Origin of the sequence: Pseudarthrobacter phenanthrenivorans (assembly GCF_000813845.1) — a bacterium.
GTDB lineage: Bacteria > Actinomycetota > Actinomycetes > Actinomycetales > Micrococcaceae > Arthrobacter > Arthrobacter phenanthrenivorans_B.
Window position 1 is genome coordinate 1 of sequence record NZ_JWTB01000011.1, and the last position, 12,336, is coordinate 12,336.

Here is a 12,336-nt window from a genome sequence, read left to right on the forward strand (position 1 = left end):
GGTGCCGCCGTTGCCGCCGCCTGTGCCGTTGACATTGAGTTCCAGCGGTATCTGGGCGCCTCCATTCGAGTGGGCGAGCACCGCCTGGTCGGAAGCCGCGATGGCAGGCGCTGTAAGGCTGATAAGGCCGAGCCCTACCACCCCCATTGTTGCTAAGGTGCGTTTCATTTCTTCTCCCCATATGTGTGTGAAACGGACCATGGCGAGGAAAGGCCAGCGATGACGCCATATGCCCCAGCAGCACGGTCAGCTTGCTTGAGGTTTCAGGCTAGGGGCGCCGCCTGCGGCAGTCGCCAGTAGGAGGTACTCGTCTTTTTCCACAGCTGCGGGCCGCGGTTACTTGCCAGTACCCTAACCCCGCCCCGGCACACCTGCTTCCTTCCGGCACCTTGTCCGCGGTCAGGGGCGGGCCTACCGTTTTAACTGACCCAAGGAGCGTGCGTCATGGAAATCTTCATGTGGTGGCTGGACCTGGACCTTGACAGCAAGGAATGGCTGCGCGGGAACCTGCGCGCCGAGGAACTGCCGCTCCCGGTCCTCCAGGGCATCGCCGAAGCCGGCGGCCCGCATCCAGGCAACCCGGCCGCCGTCCTGACCGCCGCCGACTGGGACTTCATCGAAACGCAGTCTGAGTTCGTCGACTGAGCCCCTGCGGGCCGGCAGGGGAAGCCGCCGGGGGGAACCCATTGCGGGCAGACTCCTCCGGTGGTTGCATGGAGCGCATGGCAACGGCGGCAAAACATCTTCTGGCGATCGGCACCAAAAAAGGCCTGTGGCTGGCAACAAGCCAGGACCGGCAGGAATGGTCCTTCACGGGCCCGCATTTTTTCATGGCGGAGATTCCCAGCATCGGCATCGACATCAGGGAAGGCCGCACCCGGATCCTGGTGGGTGTCCGCAGCCCGCACTGGGGTCCTACGGTGGCGCACTCGGATGACCTGGGGGAGACCTGGACGGAGCCGGAGCATGGCGCCATCACGTTCCCCGAGGACACGGGTGCGGCGCTGGAGCGCGTGTGGCAGATCTACCCGGATGCCGAGTCCCGCCCCGGGGTGGTGTGGGCGGGAGCTGAACCGATATCCGTATGGAAGTCCACCGACGGCGGGGAACACTTCGAGCTGAACCGGGGATTATGGGACCACCCGCACCACAGCGAATGGGGAGCCGGGTACGGCGGCGCGGCGGCGCATTCGATCGTGGTGGACCCGGCCGGCGAGACCGTGCATGTGGCCATGAGCACCGGTGGCGTCTACCGCTCGCTCGACGGCGGCACCTCCTGGGAGGCGCGCAACAAGGGCATCTCGGCCTACTTCATGCCGGACCCCAACCCGGAGTTCGGCCAGTGCGTGCACAAGATAGCTGCTGATGCCGCAGTGGCAGGGCGCCTGTACGCCCAGAACCACCACGGCGTCTACCGGACGGACGACAACGCAGACAACTGGAACTCCATTGCGGAGGGGCTGCCTGCCGACTTCGGGTTCGTGATGCTGACGCACCCCCGCAGGGAGGGCACGGCGTGGGTGGTCCCGCTGAAGGCCGACGGCGAACGGATTCCGCCCGACGGAAAGCTTGCCGTCCACCGCACGGACGACGCCGGGAACAGCTGGAAGCGGCTCAGTACCGGCCTTCCGGAGCGCGAATACAACAGCGTGCTGCGGGACGCGGCGTCGGTGGATACGGCGGAACCGGCCGGCGTCTACTTCGGCACGCGGGGCGGGACGGTCTATGCGAGTGCGGACGAGGGCGAGACGTTCACCGAAGTGGCCACCCACCTGCCCGATGTCCTGTGCGTCAGGGCGGCCGTGGTTGCCGGTGCCTGAGATCTCGCTGGTGCTGCCCAGTGTCCTGCAGCCCCTGGCCGGCGGGCAGTCCGTACTGACTGCGCCCGCCGACGGGCCGGTGACGGTGGCAAGCCTGCTCGATGCGGTTGCCGCGGAGTATGCGGTGCTGGGCCGGCGGCTCCGGGATGAAACGGGCGCGCTGCGGAGGTTCGTCAACATATATGTCGACGGCGATGAGGTGCGGCGGCTGCAGGGCCTGGACACCCGGGTGTCTCCGGGCCAGGAGATTCTGGTGATCCAGTCTGTTGCCGGCGGCTAGCGGAGGGTCCAGGCGCGGGGCGGCGGGCAGTCCTTACTGACTACGCCCGCGGCCCGGCATGGGGGTTCCAGCTGCTATGCAACGCGCCAGACAGTGCACTCGTCCGTATTGATTGCTTTCCGGACTCCCGTGATCCGGTCCAAGATCCACACCACACCGATGCCGGGCGCTGTTTCCTGCACGCTGCCCCGGCGGATCACCACGTCGTCGTAGGACGGGCCCACGGAGAGGCGGGCTTCGATTTCGTCACCGCGGTGGAGCTGGTCCAGTGCGCGGACTCTGGTTACATGCGGGGTCGCTTTCTTCAACATCGGGGGCCTCCTGGCTGGAGCTGGTGCCGGCTCTTGCCTGCACTACCCAGTGTGGGCCGCAATTGTTGCGTACCGGTTTCCCCGCGGTTAGGTCGCGGTTAGTTCTTGAAGCCGCTGCCGTTTCAGGCGTCGGCGCTGCTGCGGTAGGCGGCCAGGAAGGTGGCGATCCTGTCCACCGCTTCCTCGATCTCCAGGACCGAAGGCAGGATCACGAAGCGGAAGTGGTCCGGGGCGGGCCAGTTGAACGCGGAGCCGTGCGACACCAGGATCTTCTGGTCCCGGAGCAGGTCCAGGACGAACTGTTCGTCGCTGGTGATGGGGTATACCTCAGGGTCCAGGCGCGGGAAGAGGTACATGGCGCCCGACGCCGGGACGCAGCTGACGCCCGGAATGGCGGTGAGGAGCCGGTGGGCGAGGTCCCGCTGCTCGCGGAGCCGGCCGCCCGGTTTCACCAGTGCCTCGATGCTCTGGTAGCCGCCCAGGCAGGTCTGGATGGCGTGCTGGGCGGGGACGTTGGCGCAGAGGCGCAGCGAGGCCAGCAGTTCCAGGGCTTCCCGGTAGCCTTCGGTGGCTGCCCGCGGCCCGGTGATGGCCACCCACCCTGCCCGGTAGCCGGGCATCCGGTACGCCTTGGAGAGGCCGCTGAAGGTCAGGCAGCACAGGTCCTCGGCCACAGCAGCGGTGTGAATGTGCCGGGCTTCCCCGTACAGCACCTTTTCGTAGATCTCGTCAGAGAACAGGACCAGGTTGTGCTTGCGGGCCAGGTCTGCGAACTGCTCCAGGATGTGCCGGGGGTATACGGCGCCCGTGGGGTTGTTCGGGTTGATGATCACGATGCCCTTGGTGCGGCTGGTGATCTTCGCCTCGACGTCCGCCATGTCCGGCCACCAGTTCTCCTCCTCGTCGCAGAGGTAGTGCACGGGCTTGCCGCCGGTCAGGGTTACCGCGGCGGTCCACAGGGGGTAGTCCGGCGCGGGGACCAGGATCTGGTCGCCGTTTTCCATGAACGCCTGCAGGCACATGGAGATGAGCTCGCTGACGCCGTTGCCGATCACGATGTCCTCGACCCCGATGTTCATCAGTCCGCGGGTCTGGTAGTACTGCGAGATGGCTGTCCTGGCCGTGAAGATCCCCTTGGAGTCGCTGTAGCCCTGGGCCCCGCGGAGGTGGTGGATCATGTCCACCACCACGGACTCCGGCGCCTCCAGCCCGAACGGTGCCGTGTCCCCAAGGTTCATCTTGAGGATGCGGTGCCCTTCGGCTTCCATGTTCTTGGCGGCCTGGAGGATGGGTCCGCGGAGTTCGTAGCGGACGTCCCGGAGTTTGCTGGAGTGCTGCATGGCGTGCATGGTTGATCTTTTCACAAACGCACGACGCCGGCGCATGGTTCGCAGGGCACCGTCCAGTTTGTCCAACACGCCCGCCTGGCCAGCCGGCGTCAGCTTGTCCGATAAGTTTGTTGCTTGTAGTACTTCGCTCTGCGGCGGTGCAGGGTGCAGCGGAAGGGAAAGGACGTACCCCGCGTGGGAGGTGTGCTGGTCGGGCTGGCGGTGATCGGCGTCGTCATTGCCGTCGGATACATTGCCGCGCGCTGCGGGCTGGGGGACGAACCCACCATTTCGGCACTGACCCGGACCGCTTTCTTCATCACCAACCCGGTGCTCCTCTTCACGGTGGTCCTGAAGTCGGACCTGTCCGTGGTGTTCTCCGCCTACGTTCCACTGGCCATGATGACCGCCGCGGTGACGGCCCTGCTGTATGTGGCTGCCAGCCGCATCTGGTTCCGGCGGCCGCTGGCTGAAACCGCCATCGGCGCCATGGCCGGTTCCTACGTCAACGCCAACAACATCGGCATCCCCATCACGCTGTATGCGCTGGGCGACGCCACCCCCGTGGCCCCCGTCCTGCTGGTCCAGCTGCTCCTGTTCGCCCCGCTGGTCCTGACGCTGCTGGACCTTTCGGAGGCGGGCCGGTTCTCACCCAGGCTGATGCTGACCCAGCCGTTCCGCAACCCGATGATCATCGCCTCGCTGCTGGGCGTGGTCCTGGCCGCCCTGCACGTGCAGCTTCCGGCCCCCGTCATGGCACCGCTGACGCTCCTGGGCGGCGCAGCCGTGCCGGTGGTGCTGCTGGCCTTCGGGATGTCGCTGCACGGAACCAGAATGCTCCGGAGCGGCGGCCACACGGCCGAAATCCTGACTGCCACGGCACTGAAGTCCGCCGTGATGCCGGCGGTGGCGTTCGCCGTCGGACGCTACCTCTTCAATCTGGACCACCGCATGCTCCTGGGCGTGGTGCTCATGGCGGCCCTTCCGTCTGCCCAGAACGTGTTCCTGTTCGCCAGCAAGTACGGTCGCGGAGTCGCTGTGGCGCGCGAAACCATCCTGCTCTCAACGGCGGCCGCTGCCCCGGTCCTGGTCCTGGTTGTCTGGCTCCTGGCCGCCTGAAACAGGACCGTCGCCCGCGCCGCCCTACCCTCCGGGGCGTCCGCCGGGCAAGAATGGGCACATGGAACTTCCCGTGATGCCGCCCGTCCCGCCCATGCTCGCCAAGGCCGTCAGCGGCATCGACGGAGTTCCGGGAAGTGCAGCCCTCAGCTACGAGCCCAAGTGGGACGGCTTCCGCTCCATCATTTTCCGCGACGGCGATGACCTGGAGATCGGCAGCCGCAACGAAAAACCCATGACCCGCTACTTCCCGGAACTCGTGGCCGCGCTCAAGGAGAACCTGCCGCCGCGCTGCGTGGTGGACGGGGAGATCATCCTGATAGGAGCGTCCGGGGACCGGCTTGACTTCGATGCCCTGCAGCAGCGCATCCATCCTGCGGCCAGCCGGGTGAAGCTGCTCGCCGGGCAGACCCCTGCGTCCTTCGTCGCGTTCGACCTGCTGGCACTGGGCGACGACGACTACACCGGCCGGCCCTTTTCGGAGCGCAGGGCGGCGCTGGAGAAGGCGCTCGCGGCCAGCAAGGCCCCGGTGCACCTCACGGCCGCCACCACGGACAAGGACACCGCGGGGCGGTGGTTCGAGCAGTTCGAGGGGGCCGGGCTGGACGGCATCGTGGCCAAGCGGCTGGACGGCCGGTATGAGCCGGACAAACGGGTGATGTTCAAGGTCAAGCACGAGCGGACCGCCGACTGCGTGGTGGCCGGCTATCGGCTGCACAAGAGCGGTCCGGACGCCATCGGCTCGCTGCTGCTGGGCCTCTACAAAGACGACGGCGGCCTGGCCAGCGTGGGCGTGATCGGCGCCTTCCCCATGAAGCGGCGGCAGGAACTGTTTGAACAGCTCCAGCCGTTGGTGACGGACTTCGACAACCACCCCTGGGCGTGGGCCAAGCAGGAAGAAGGGGAGCGGACGCCGCGGAACGCCGAAGGCAGCCGGTGGAGCGCCGGCAAGGACCTCTCCTTTGTTCCGCTGCGCCCCGAACTGGTGGTTGAGGTCCGCTACGACCACATGGAGGGCGACCGGTTCCGCCACACTGCGCAGTTCAACCGCTGGCGGCCTGACCGGGAGCCGGAATCCTGCACGTACGCGCAGCTGGAGGAGCCGGTGAACTTCGACCTTGCCTCCGTGCTGGAGACCGGCCGGGCCTAGCCTCGTTCGGCGCTACCCGAACAGCCCAACGTTCACAAAGGAAAGCCCGCCATTTGGGGGAATGGCGGGCTTTCCGGCTTCAAAACTGGGCTGGTGTGGACGCCCGGGCGCCTACTTCACGCCCAGCAGCTTGGTGGGGGTGCGGAAGGTCTCCTTGGCAGTCAGGGCCGAAATGGCGGCCACGGCGCAGATGGCGGCGGTGAAGATGCTGATCTGGACCCAGCCGCCGGCTTGGATGCCTCCCATGGCCGCCACGATGGCCGGCGCGAAGCCTGCCATCAGGAACCCGAGCTGGGTGCCGATGGCCAGGCCGGAGAAGCGCACCTTGGTGCTGAACATCTCGGCGTAGAAGGAGGGCCAGACCGCGTTGGACGCCGCGTAGCCGAAGGAGAAGAAACCGATGGCTGCAACGAACATCAGCGGGATGCTGTGGGATTCGAGGCTGAGCAGGAACAGCGGGGTGAGGATTGCGCTGGCCACGGCCCCGTAGACGAAGACAGGCTTGCGGCCGATCCTGTCAGCGAGCTTGCCGAACAGCGGCTGCGTGCCCAGGGCCACCAGGTTCGCGCCAACGACGAGCCACAGGGTGGTGGTGCCGTCGACGCCGGCCACGGTCTTGGCGTAGCTGATGGCCAGCGTGCCGAACACGGTGGAGACGGCGGCGATGAAGGCACAGCAGATCACGCGGAGGACGTCGCGCCAGTGGCCCCTGAGCAGGTCAGCGACCGGCAGTTTGGCGATCTGGGCGTTCTTCTGGGCTTCCTCGAACGCCGGCGGCTCGTGCAGGGTGCGGCGGATCAGGAAGGCAACAACCACGACGGCGGCGCTGAGCCAGAACGGGATGCGCCAGCCGATGCCGTACTTGATCTCGTCCGGCAGGGCCAGGACGGGGATGAAGACGAGGGCGGCGAGGATCTGGCCGCCCTGGGTGCCGGTGAGGGTCCAGGAGGTAAAGAAGGAGCGGCGGTTGTCCGGTGCATGCTCCAGGGTCATCGAGGAGGCGCCGGCCTGCTCACCCGCGGCCGAGAGGCCCTGGCACAGGCGGGCGAGCACCAGCAGCGCGGGGGCCCACCAGCCCACGGTGCGGAAGTCGGGCAGGCAGCCGATGACGAACGTGGAGGCTCCCATGAGCAGCAGGGTGAACATCAGGACCTTGCGGCGGCCCACGCGGTCACCGAAGTGGCCCAGGATGATCGCGCCGATGGGGCGGGCCACGTAGGCAAACCCGAAGGTTGCGAACGACATGATGGCGGCGTTGGTGTCGGCGTCCGGGAAGAAGACCTTCGGGAAGATCAGCGCCGCGGCGGAGCCGAAGATGAAGAAGTCGTAGTACTCGACGGCGCTGCCCAGGAAGCTGGCGAGGGCCGCCTTTTTCGGCGTCCCGGTGGGGGTGAGGGCACCCGCCTCTGCGGACGGAAGTGTCTGGCTCATGGTGTTCCTTTGGTGTGACGACATTGTCGCGGATGGATCTGGGGCGTCGCAGCCGCCGCTGCCTTGGTGCGGGCGGGGCGCGGTGCGGCTGGAGTTCGGAAGAAGACCCGGCGTCAGTAGCCACATGGTGGGAGCTACTTGTGCGATATAGAAACTATGACTGTGAGGGCAGTCACCTGTCAAGAAAATAATCACTATCTAGAAATAGCTCTCACATTGTGGCAACATCGAGGTATGACCGTGAACCAAACCACAGCGGCCGATGAAGAATCCGCTGTTGCCGCCGGCGCCGGGCCCGTCAATGCCATGCCGCCCGAGCCCAGGGCCGCCACCAAGCCTGCAGACCGGACCGACATGGTGGGCAAGGCCCTCGGGCTGCTGGTCCTCCTGGGGGATGAACCCCGGGGAGCCAGTGCCGCGGAAATTTCGCGCCGCGCCGGTCTTCCCTTCAGTACCACCTACCGCCTGCTCGGCTCGCTGACCCGTGACGGCTTTGTGGACTACGAGCCGGAAGGCCGCCGCTACCATCTTGGCCTGCGGATCTTCCAGCTGGGGCAGCGGGTCTCCAACCACCACGGCTTCGCCGGAACGGCCATGCCCATCCTGCGCCGGGTGACGGAACGGACCGGCGAGGCCACCATCCTCAGTGTCCGTGACGGCCTCCACCACCTGACGGTGAGCAAAGTGGACGGGCCCCAGATCTTCCGCGTCACCAGCGACCCCGGCCACCTGGGCTCGCTGTCCACCACCGCCGTCGGGAAAGCCCTGGTGGCTTTCGCCGAGGACGGTGAGCGGGAGCGCCTGCTCGCCGAACTTCCCCTTGAAGCCCTCACGCCGCGCTCCATCACCGACCGGGATGCATTCCGTGCGGAGGTCGAGGACGTGCGCCGCCGCGGCTACGCCGTGATGGATGAGGAGAATGAAGCCGGAATGCGCGCCGTGGCCGTGCCGCTGCTCAACAGCCAGGGCCACGCCTTCGCCTCGCTGGCCACCGCCGTCCCGGTCTTCCGCCTCAGCCTGGAGGAACTGGAGGCCCACGTGCCGGTCCTGCAGGAGGCCGCGGCCGAACTCGCCGACCGCCTGCCACAACGGGCCTGAGCTTGTCGTTCGCATCACGAACAGTAGTGCGAGAAGTGAACATTTGCTGTACTGTAATCCCTATCACCGGTTTTTCCCTTTGCGGATGCCGCCGGTGCCGTTATCAAAGGAGCTGCACGGATGAGTATTCGAACTGAGTCCTACCTCGTGGGACTGGTTGGAGACGGCGTTACGCCGTCACTCACCCCGCCCATGCATGAACGGGAAGGGGACGTGCAGGGCCTGCGTTACCTCTACCGCCCCATCGACCTCCTGGAACTGGGCCTTGCGGGGGACGCCGTGGGCAGCATCCTGCAGAGCGCCCGGACCCTTGGCTTCAACGGGTTGAACATCACCCATCCGTGCAAGCAGCTGGTCCTTGAGCACCTGGACGAGATCTCCCCCGATGCGCGCCGCCTGGGCGCCGTCAACACCGTGGTTATCCGCGACGGCCGCTTCATCGGCCACAACACCGACTTTTCCGGCTTCGCCGCCGCGCTGTCCTCAGGCCTGCCCGGGGCAAAGCTGGACCGCGTGGTCCAGCTGGGCGCCGGGGGTGCCGGCTCCGCAGTCGCCTACGCCCTGCTGACGGCCGGCGTCGGGACGCTGCACCTGGTGGACGTGGACCCCGCCCGCGCCGCGGAGCGCGCCGCCGAACTGCAGGGCTTCTTCCCTGACAGCACAGTGACGGCAGGCGCGACGGCGGAGCTGCCGCAGCTGATGGGCCAGGCGGACGGCCTGGTGCACTGCACGCCGGTGGGCATGGCCGCCCACCCCGGGGTGCCGCTGGACCTTGACCTCATTGAATCCCGGCACTGGGTGGCCGACATTGTCTACCGGCCCATCGAGACCGAACTGGTCCGCGGCGCCCGCGCCAAGGGCTGTGAGGTCCTGGACGGCGGAAGGATGGCGGTGGGCCAGGCCGCCGACGCTTTCCGGATCTTCACCGGGCTGGACGCCGACCCGGACCGGATGCGCGCCCACTTCCTGGAACTTGTGGCCGCCGAGGAGGTGGCTGCCTGATGCGCACCGGAATCGCCACCGTCTGCCTGTCGGGCACCCTGAAGGAGAAGATGCAGGCCTGCGCCATCGCGGGCTTCGACGGCATCGAGATCTTCGAGCAGGACCTGGTCACCTCGCCGCTGAGCCCGGAGCAGGTGCGGACCATGGCCGCCGACCTTGGCCTGGGCCTGGATCTCTACCAGCCGTTCCGCGACTTCGACGGCGTCACCCCGGACCTGCTCAAGGCCAACCTCCGCAGGGCGGAGGCAAAATTCAAGCTCATGGCCCGCCTGGGCATGGACACCATCCTGGTCTGCTCGAACGTTGCCACCGCCACCATCGATGACGACGGCCTGCGCGCCGAACAGCTGGCGCAGCTGGCCAACCTGGCCGGTGACCACGGTGTCAAGGTGGCCTACGAGGCACTGGCCTGGGGCAAGTACGTCAACGACTACGAACACGCGTACCGGCTGGTGGAGCTGGTGGACCACCCCAACCTGGGCACCTGCCTGGACTCCTTCCACATCCTCTCCCGCGACTGGGAGACCTCCCACATCGAGGCCTTCAACCCGGAGAAGATCTTCTTCGTCCAGGTGGCGGACGCCCCCAAGCTCTCCATGGACGTCCTCTCCTGGAGCCGCCACTACCGCGTGTTTCCCGGCGAGGGCCAGTTCGAACTCGCCAAATTCATGGGCCACGTGGTCCGCGCCGGCTACACCGGGCCGGTCTCGCTGGAGGTCTTCAACGACGTCTTCCGGCAGTCCGACGTCGAGCGGACGGCAGTCGACGCCATGCGCTCCCTGATCTGGCTGGAAGAGCAGAGCGCCAAGTGGCTGGCTGACGCCGAAGGTGCCGCCGGCGCCGGAGCCGGCCTCCGCCGTCGTTATCCCATGGAACTGGCCACCCTGCCCAAGGTGAACGAGCCCGCCGGCTTCAACTTCGCCGAGGTGAAGGCGGACGACACCGCGCAGCTGGAGAAGCTCCTGGGCCAGCTGGGCTTCGCGTTCCAGGGCCGGCACCGCACCAAGGACGTCCAGCTGTGGACCATGGGCCAGGCCCGGGTGATCATCAACGAACAGGCTGCCCGGCACGCCGAGCCGGCCATCGCCGCGCTGGGGTTCGACGTCGATTCCCCCGTGATTGCCTCCGCCCGGGCCCAGCAGCTCAAGGCACCCGTGGTGGCCCGCAAAGTCCAGGCGGACGAGGAAGTCTTCCAGGGCATCGCCGCGCCGGACTCCACCGAAATCTTCCTGTGCCAGGGCAGCCCCGACGGCACCGCCGCGTGGACGCAGGAGTTCGGGGAAGGGCTGGAACACCCCTCCACGCAAGCCTCCGCCGTGATCGACCACGTCAACCTCGCCCAGCCATGGCAGCACTTCGACGAAGCCGTCCTGTTCTACACCAGCGCCCTGGCCCTGGAACCGCAGCCCTTCGCGGAGGTGCCCAGCCCCAGCGGGCTGGTCCGCTCGCAGGTCATGCAGACCTCCGACGGCGCGGTCCGGCTTGTCCTCAACCTTGCCCCCATCCAGCAGGCCCGCAGTGAAGTCCGCAAGACCTACCAGGAACACATCGCCTTCGCCGTGGACGACCTCGTGGCCACCGCCCGTGCGGCACGCGACCGGGGCCTGGAATTCCTGCAGATCCCGGCCAACTACTACGAGGACCTGGACGCCCGGTTCGACCTTGAGCCCGGGTTCCTGGCCACCCTGCAGGAACTCAACCTGCTCTTCGACCGGGACGCCGACGGGGAGTTCCTGCACTTCTACACGGCCACCGTGGGCAGCGTGTTCTTCGAGATGGTGGAGCGCCGAGGAAACTACGACGGCTACGGCGCCCCCAACGCGCCGGTCCGCCACGCCGTGCAGTACGACTCACTGCACAGGACCCCCTAGACCAGCAAGACATGACCCAGGACAACCAACAGATCAGAAAGGAGCCAGCCGTGCCGGAAGACATCACCGCAGAGCTGGAGTCGGAGGAACTCGTGCCCCCGGCCGAACCGAAGGCTGCCCACCAGCCCCTGGACAAGGCCATCGAGTCGCAGGCGGACCTCAGCGCAGAGATCAGCGCCATCGGCGAGGCCTACCAGCGGGCGCTCAAGGACGGCGCGCAGCCCGAGACCCAGCCGCGCCTGGATTACCCGCCGTACCGCAGCAGCATCCTGCGCCACCCCACCAAGAGCCTGCACCACGCCGACCCCGAGACCATCGAGCTCTACTCGCCGGCCTTCGGCCACCAGGACGTGCACGCACTGGAATCGGACCTGACCATCCAGCATAACGGCGAACCGCTGGGCGAGCGGATCATCGTCTCGGGCAAGGTCCTGGACGGCGATGGCCGCCCGGTCGCCGGCCAGCTCGTGGAGATCTGGCAGGCCAACTCGTCCGGCCGCTACATCCACAAGCGCGACCAGCACCCGGCCCCGATCGACCCCAACTTCACGGGTATTGGCCGCTGCATCACCGGCCCGGACGGCTCCTACCGCTTCATCACCATCAAGCCCGGTGCGTACCCCTGGAAGAACCACTTGAACGCGTGGCGGCCCGCGCACATCCACTTCTCGCTCTTCGGCACGGAGTTCACCCAGCGCATCATCACCCAGATGTACTTCCCGGGCGACCAGCTCTTCCCGCTGGACCCCATCTACCAGACCATCGTGGACCAGGACGCCCGCGACCGGCTGGTGGCCACCTACGACCACAGCCTGACCGAGCCCGAATGGGCGCTGGGCTACAACTGGGACATCGTCCTGACCGGGCCCAAGCGGACCTGGACCGAAAACGAGGCGCTGGGCGCAGAAGGCGATGAGGAGTAGGAA

The 12,336-nt window shown here is 67.1% G+C and carries 12 protein-coding genes; 9 read left to right on the forward strand and 3 right to left on the reverse strand.

All coding sequences use genetic code 11. The features are described 5' to 3' along the window. The first annotated feature begins 444 nt into the window (after window positions 1-444). The 3 genes from RM50_RS05520 (at window position 445) to RM50_RS05530 (ending at window position 2,100) form a co-directional block, all read left to right on the forward strand. The gene (locus RM50_RS05520) at window positions 445-645 is read left to right on the forward strand and encodes a hypothetical protein (RefSeq protein ID WP_043450767.1); all 201 of its coding nucleotides are present in this window, start codon (window positions 445-447) and stop codon (window positions 643-645) included. Between the two features lie 68 nt (window positions 646-713). Beyond that, window positions 714-1,820: a WD40/YVTN/BNR-like repeat-containing protein gene (locus RM50_RS05525; protein WP_043450769.1), complete on the forward strand. Its 1,107-nt coding sequence runs from the start codon at window positions 714-716 to the stop codon at window positions 1,818-1,820. After that, window positions 1,780-2,100 (forward strand): MoaD/ThiS family protein, encoded by a 321-nt coding sequence (locus tag RM50_RS05530; protein WP_430929388.1) that lies wholly within the window; start codon window positions 1,780-1,782, stop codon window positions 2,098-2,100. Before RM50_RS05525 ends, RM50_RS05530 begins: the two co-directional genes overlap by 41 nt. Window positions 2,101-2,174: 74 nt before the next feature. Here RM50_RS05530 and RM50_RS05535 read toward each other — a convergent pair whose 3' ends face one another. Then, entirely contained in the window at window positions 2,175-2,411 is a 237-nt protein-coding gene (locus tag RM50_RS05535; RefSeq protein WP_043450772.1) for a hypothetical protein, read from the reverse strand. Window positions 2,412-2,533: 122 nt separating this feature from the next. Then, on the reverse strand, window positions 2,534-3,760 hold the full coding sequence (locus RM50_RS05540) for a pyridoxal phosphate-dependent aminotransferase (protein ID WP_043450773.1): 1,227 nt from the start codon (window positions 3,758-3,760) through the stop codon (window positions 2,534-2,536). Window positions 3,761-3,934: 174 nt separating this feature from the next. Between RM50_RS05540 and RM50_RS05545 the strand changes: the two genes are divergently transcribed. Beyond that, window positions 3,935-4,858: an AEC family transporter gene (locus RM50_RS05545; protein ID WP_043450775.1), complete on the forward strand. Its 924-nt coding sequence runs from the start codon at window positions 3,935-3,937 to the stop codon at window positions 4,856-4,858. Window positions 4,859-4,919: 61 nt separating this feature from the next. Then, on the forward strand, window positions 4,920-6,008 hold the full coding sequence (locus RM50_RS05550; protein WP_043450777.1) for an ATP-dependent DNA ligase: 1,089 nt from the start codon (window positions 4,920-4,922) through the stop codon (window positions 6,006-6,008). Between the two features lie 111 nt (window positions 6,009-6,119). On the opposite strand, the gene RM50_RS05555 is transcribed toward RM50_RS05550, so the two are convergent. After that, on the reverse strand, window positions 6,120-7,439 hold the full coding sequence (locus RM50_RS05555) for an MFS transporter (RefSeq protein ID WP_043450780.1): 1,320 nt from the start codon (window positions 7,437-7,439) through the stop codon (window positions 6,120-6,122). A 234-nt stretch (window positions 7,440-7,673) separates the two neighbouring features. On the opposite strand from RM50_RS05555, the gene RM50_RS05560 reads away from it, so the two are divergent. From RM50_RS05560 to pcaH, 4 genes are all read left to right on the forward strand, one after another. Further along, entirely contained in the window at window positions 7,674-8,537 is an 864-nt protein-coding gene (locus RM50_RS05560; RefSeq protein WP_205622231.1) for an IclR family transcriptional regulator, read from the forward strand. A 120-nt stretch (window positions 8,538-8,657) separates the two neighbouring features. Further along, window positions 8,658-9,539, forward strand: coding sequence for a shikimate dehydrogenase (locus tag RM50_RS05565; RefSeq protein WP_043450782.1), 882 nt, complete (start codon window positions 8,658-8,660; stop codon window positions 9,537-9,539). Further along, window positions 9,539-11,410: a bifunctional sugar phosphate isomerase/epimerase/4-hydroxyphenylpyruvate dioxygenase family protein gene (locus tag RM50_RS05570; protein ID WP_043450784.1), complete on the forward strand. Its 1,872-nt coding sequence runs from the start codon at window positions 9,539-9,541 to the stop codon at window positions 11,408-11,410. Before RM50_RS05565 ends, RM50_RS05570 begins: the two co-directional genes overlap by 1 nt. Window positions 11,411-11,460: 50 nt before the next feature. Then, the gene (pcaH, locus tag RM50_RS05575; RefSeq protein WP_043450908.1) at window positions 11,461-12,333 is read left to right on the forward strand and encodes a protocatechuate 3,4-dioxygenase subunit beta; all 873 of its coding nucleotides are present in this window, start codon (window positions 11,461-11,463) and stop codon (window positions 12,331-12,333) included. Window positions 12,334-12,336 lie beyond the last annotated feature (3 nt).

Excerpts from the sequence above, each read along its gene's own strand:
- RM50_RS05520 (WP_043450767.1), top strand. The coding sequence starts at position 445 with ATGGAAATCTTCATGTGGTGGCTGGACCTGGACCTTGACAGCAAGGAA.
- RM50_RS05525 (WP_043450769.1), top strand. The coding sequence starts at position 714 with ATGGAGCGCATGGCAACGGCGGCAAAACATCTTCTGGCGATCGGCACC.
- RM50_RS05530 (WP_430929388.1), top strand. The coding sequence starts at position 1,780 with ATGTCCTGTGCGTCAGGGCGGCCGTGGTTGCCGGTGCCTGAGATCTCG.
- RM50_RS05535 (WP_043450772.1), bottom strand. The coding sequence starts at position 2,411 with ATGTTGAAGAAAGCGACCCCGCATGTAACCAGAGTCCGCGCACTGGAC.
- RM50_RS05540 (WP_043450773.1), bottom strand. The coding sequence starts at position 3,760 with ATGCACGCCATGCAGCACTCCAGCAAACTCCGGGACGTCCGCTACGAA.
- RM50_RS05550 (WP_043450777.1), top strand. The coding sequence starts at position 4,920 with ATGGAACTTCCCGTGATGCCGCCCGTCCCGCCCATGCTCGCCAAGGCC.
- RM50_RS05555 (WP_043450780.1), bottom strand. The coding sequence starts at position 7,439 with ATGAGCCAGACACTTCCGTCCGCAGAGGCGGGTGCCCTCACCCCCACC.
- RM50_RS05560 (WP_205622231.1), top strand. The coding sequence starts at position 7,674 with ATGACCGTGAACCAAACCACAGCGGCCGATGAAGAATCCGCTGTTGCC.
- RM50_RS05565 (WP_043450782.1), top strand. The coding sequence starts at position 8,658 with ATGAGTATTCGAACTGAGTCCTACCTCGTGGGACTGGTTGGAGACGGC.
- RM50_RS05570 (WP_043450784.1), top strand. The coding sequence starts at position 9,539 with ATGCGCACCGGAATCGCCACCGTCTGCCTGTCGGGCACCCTGAAGGAG.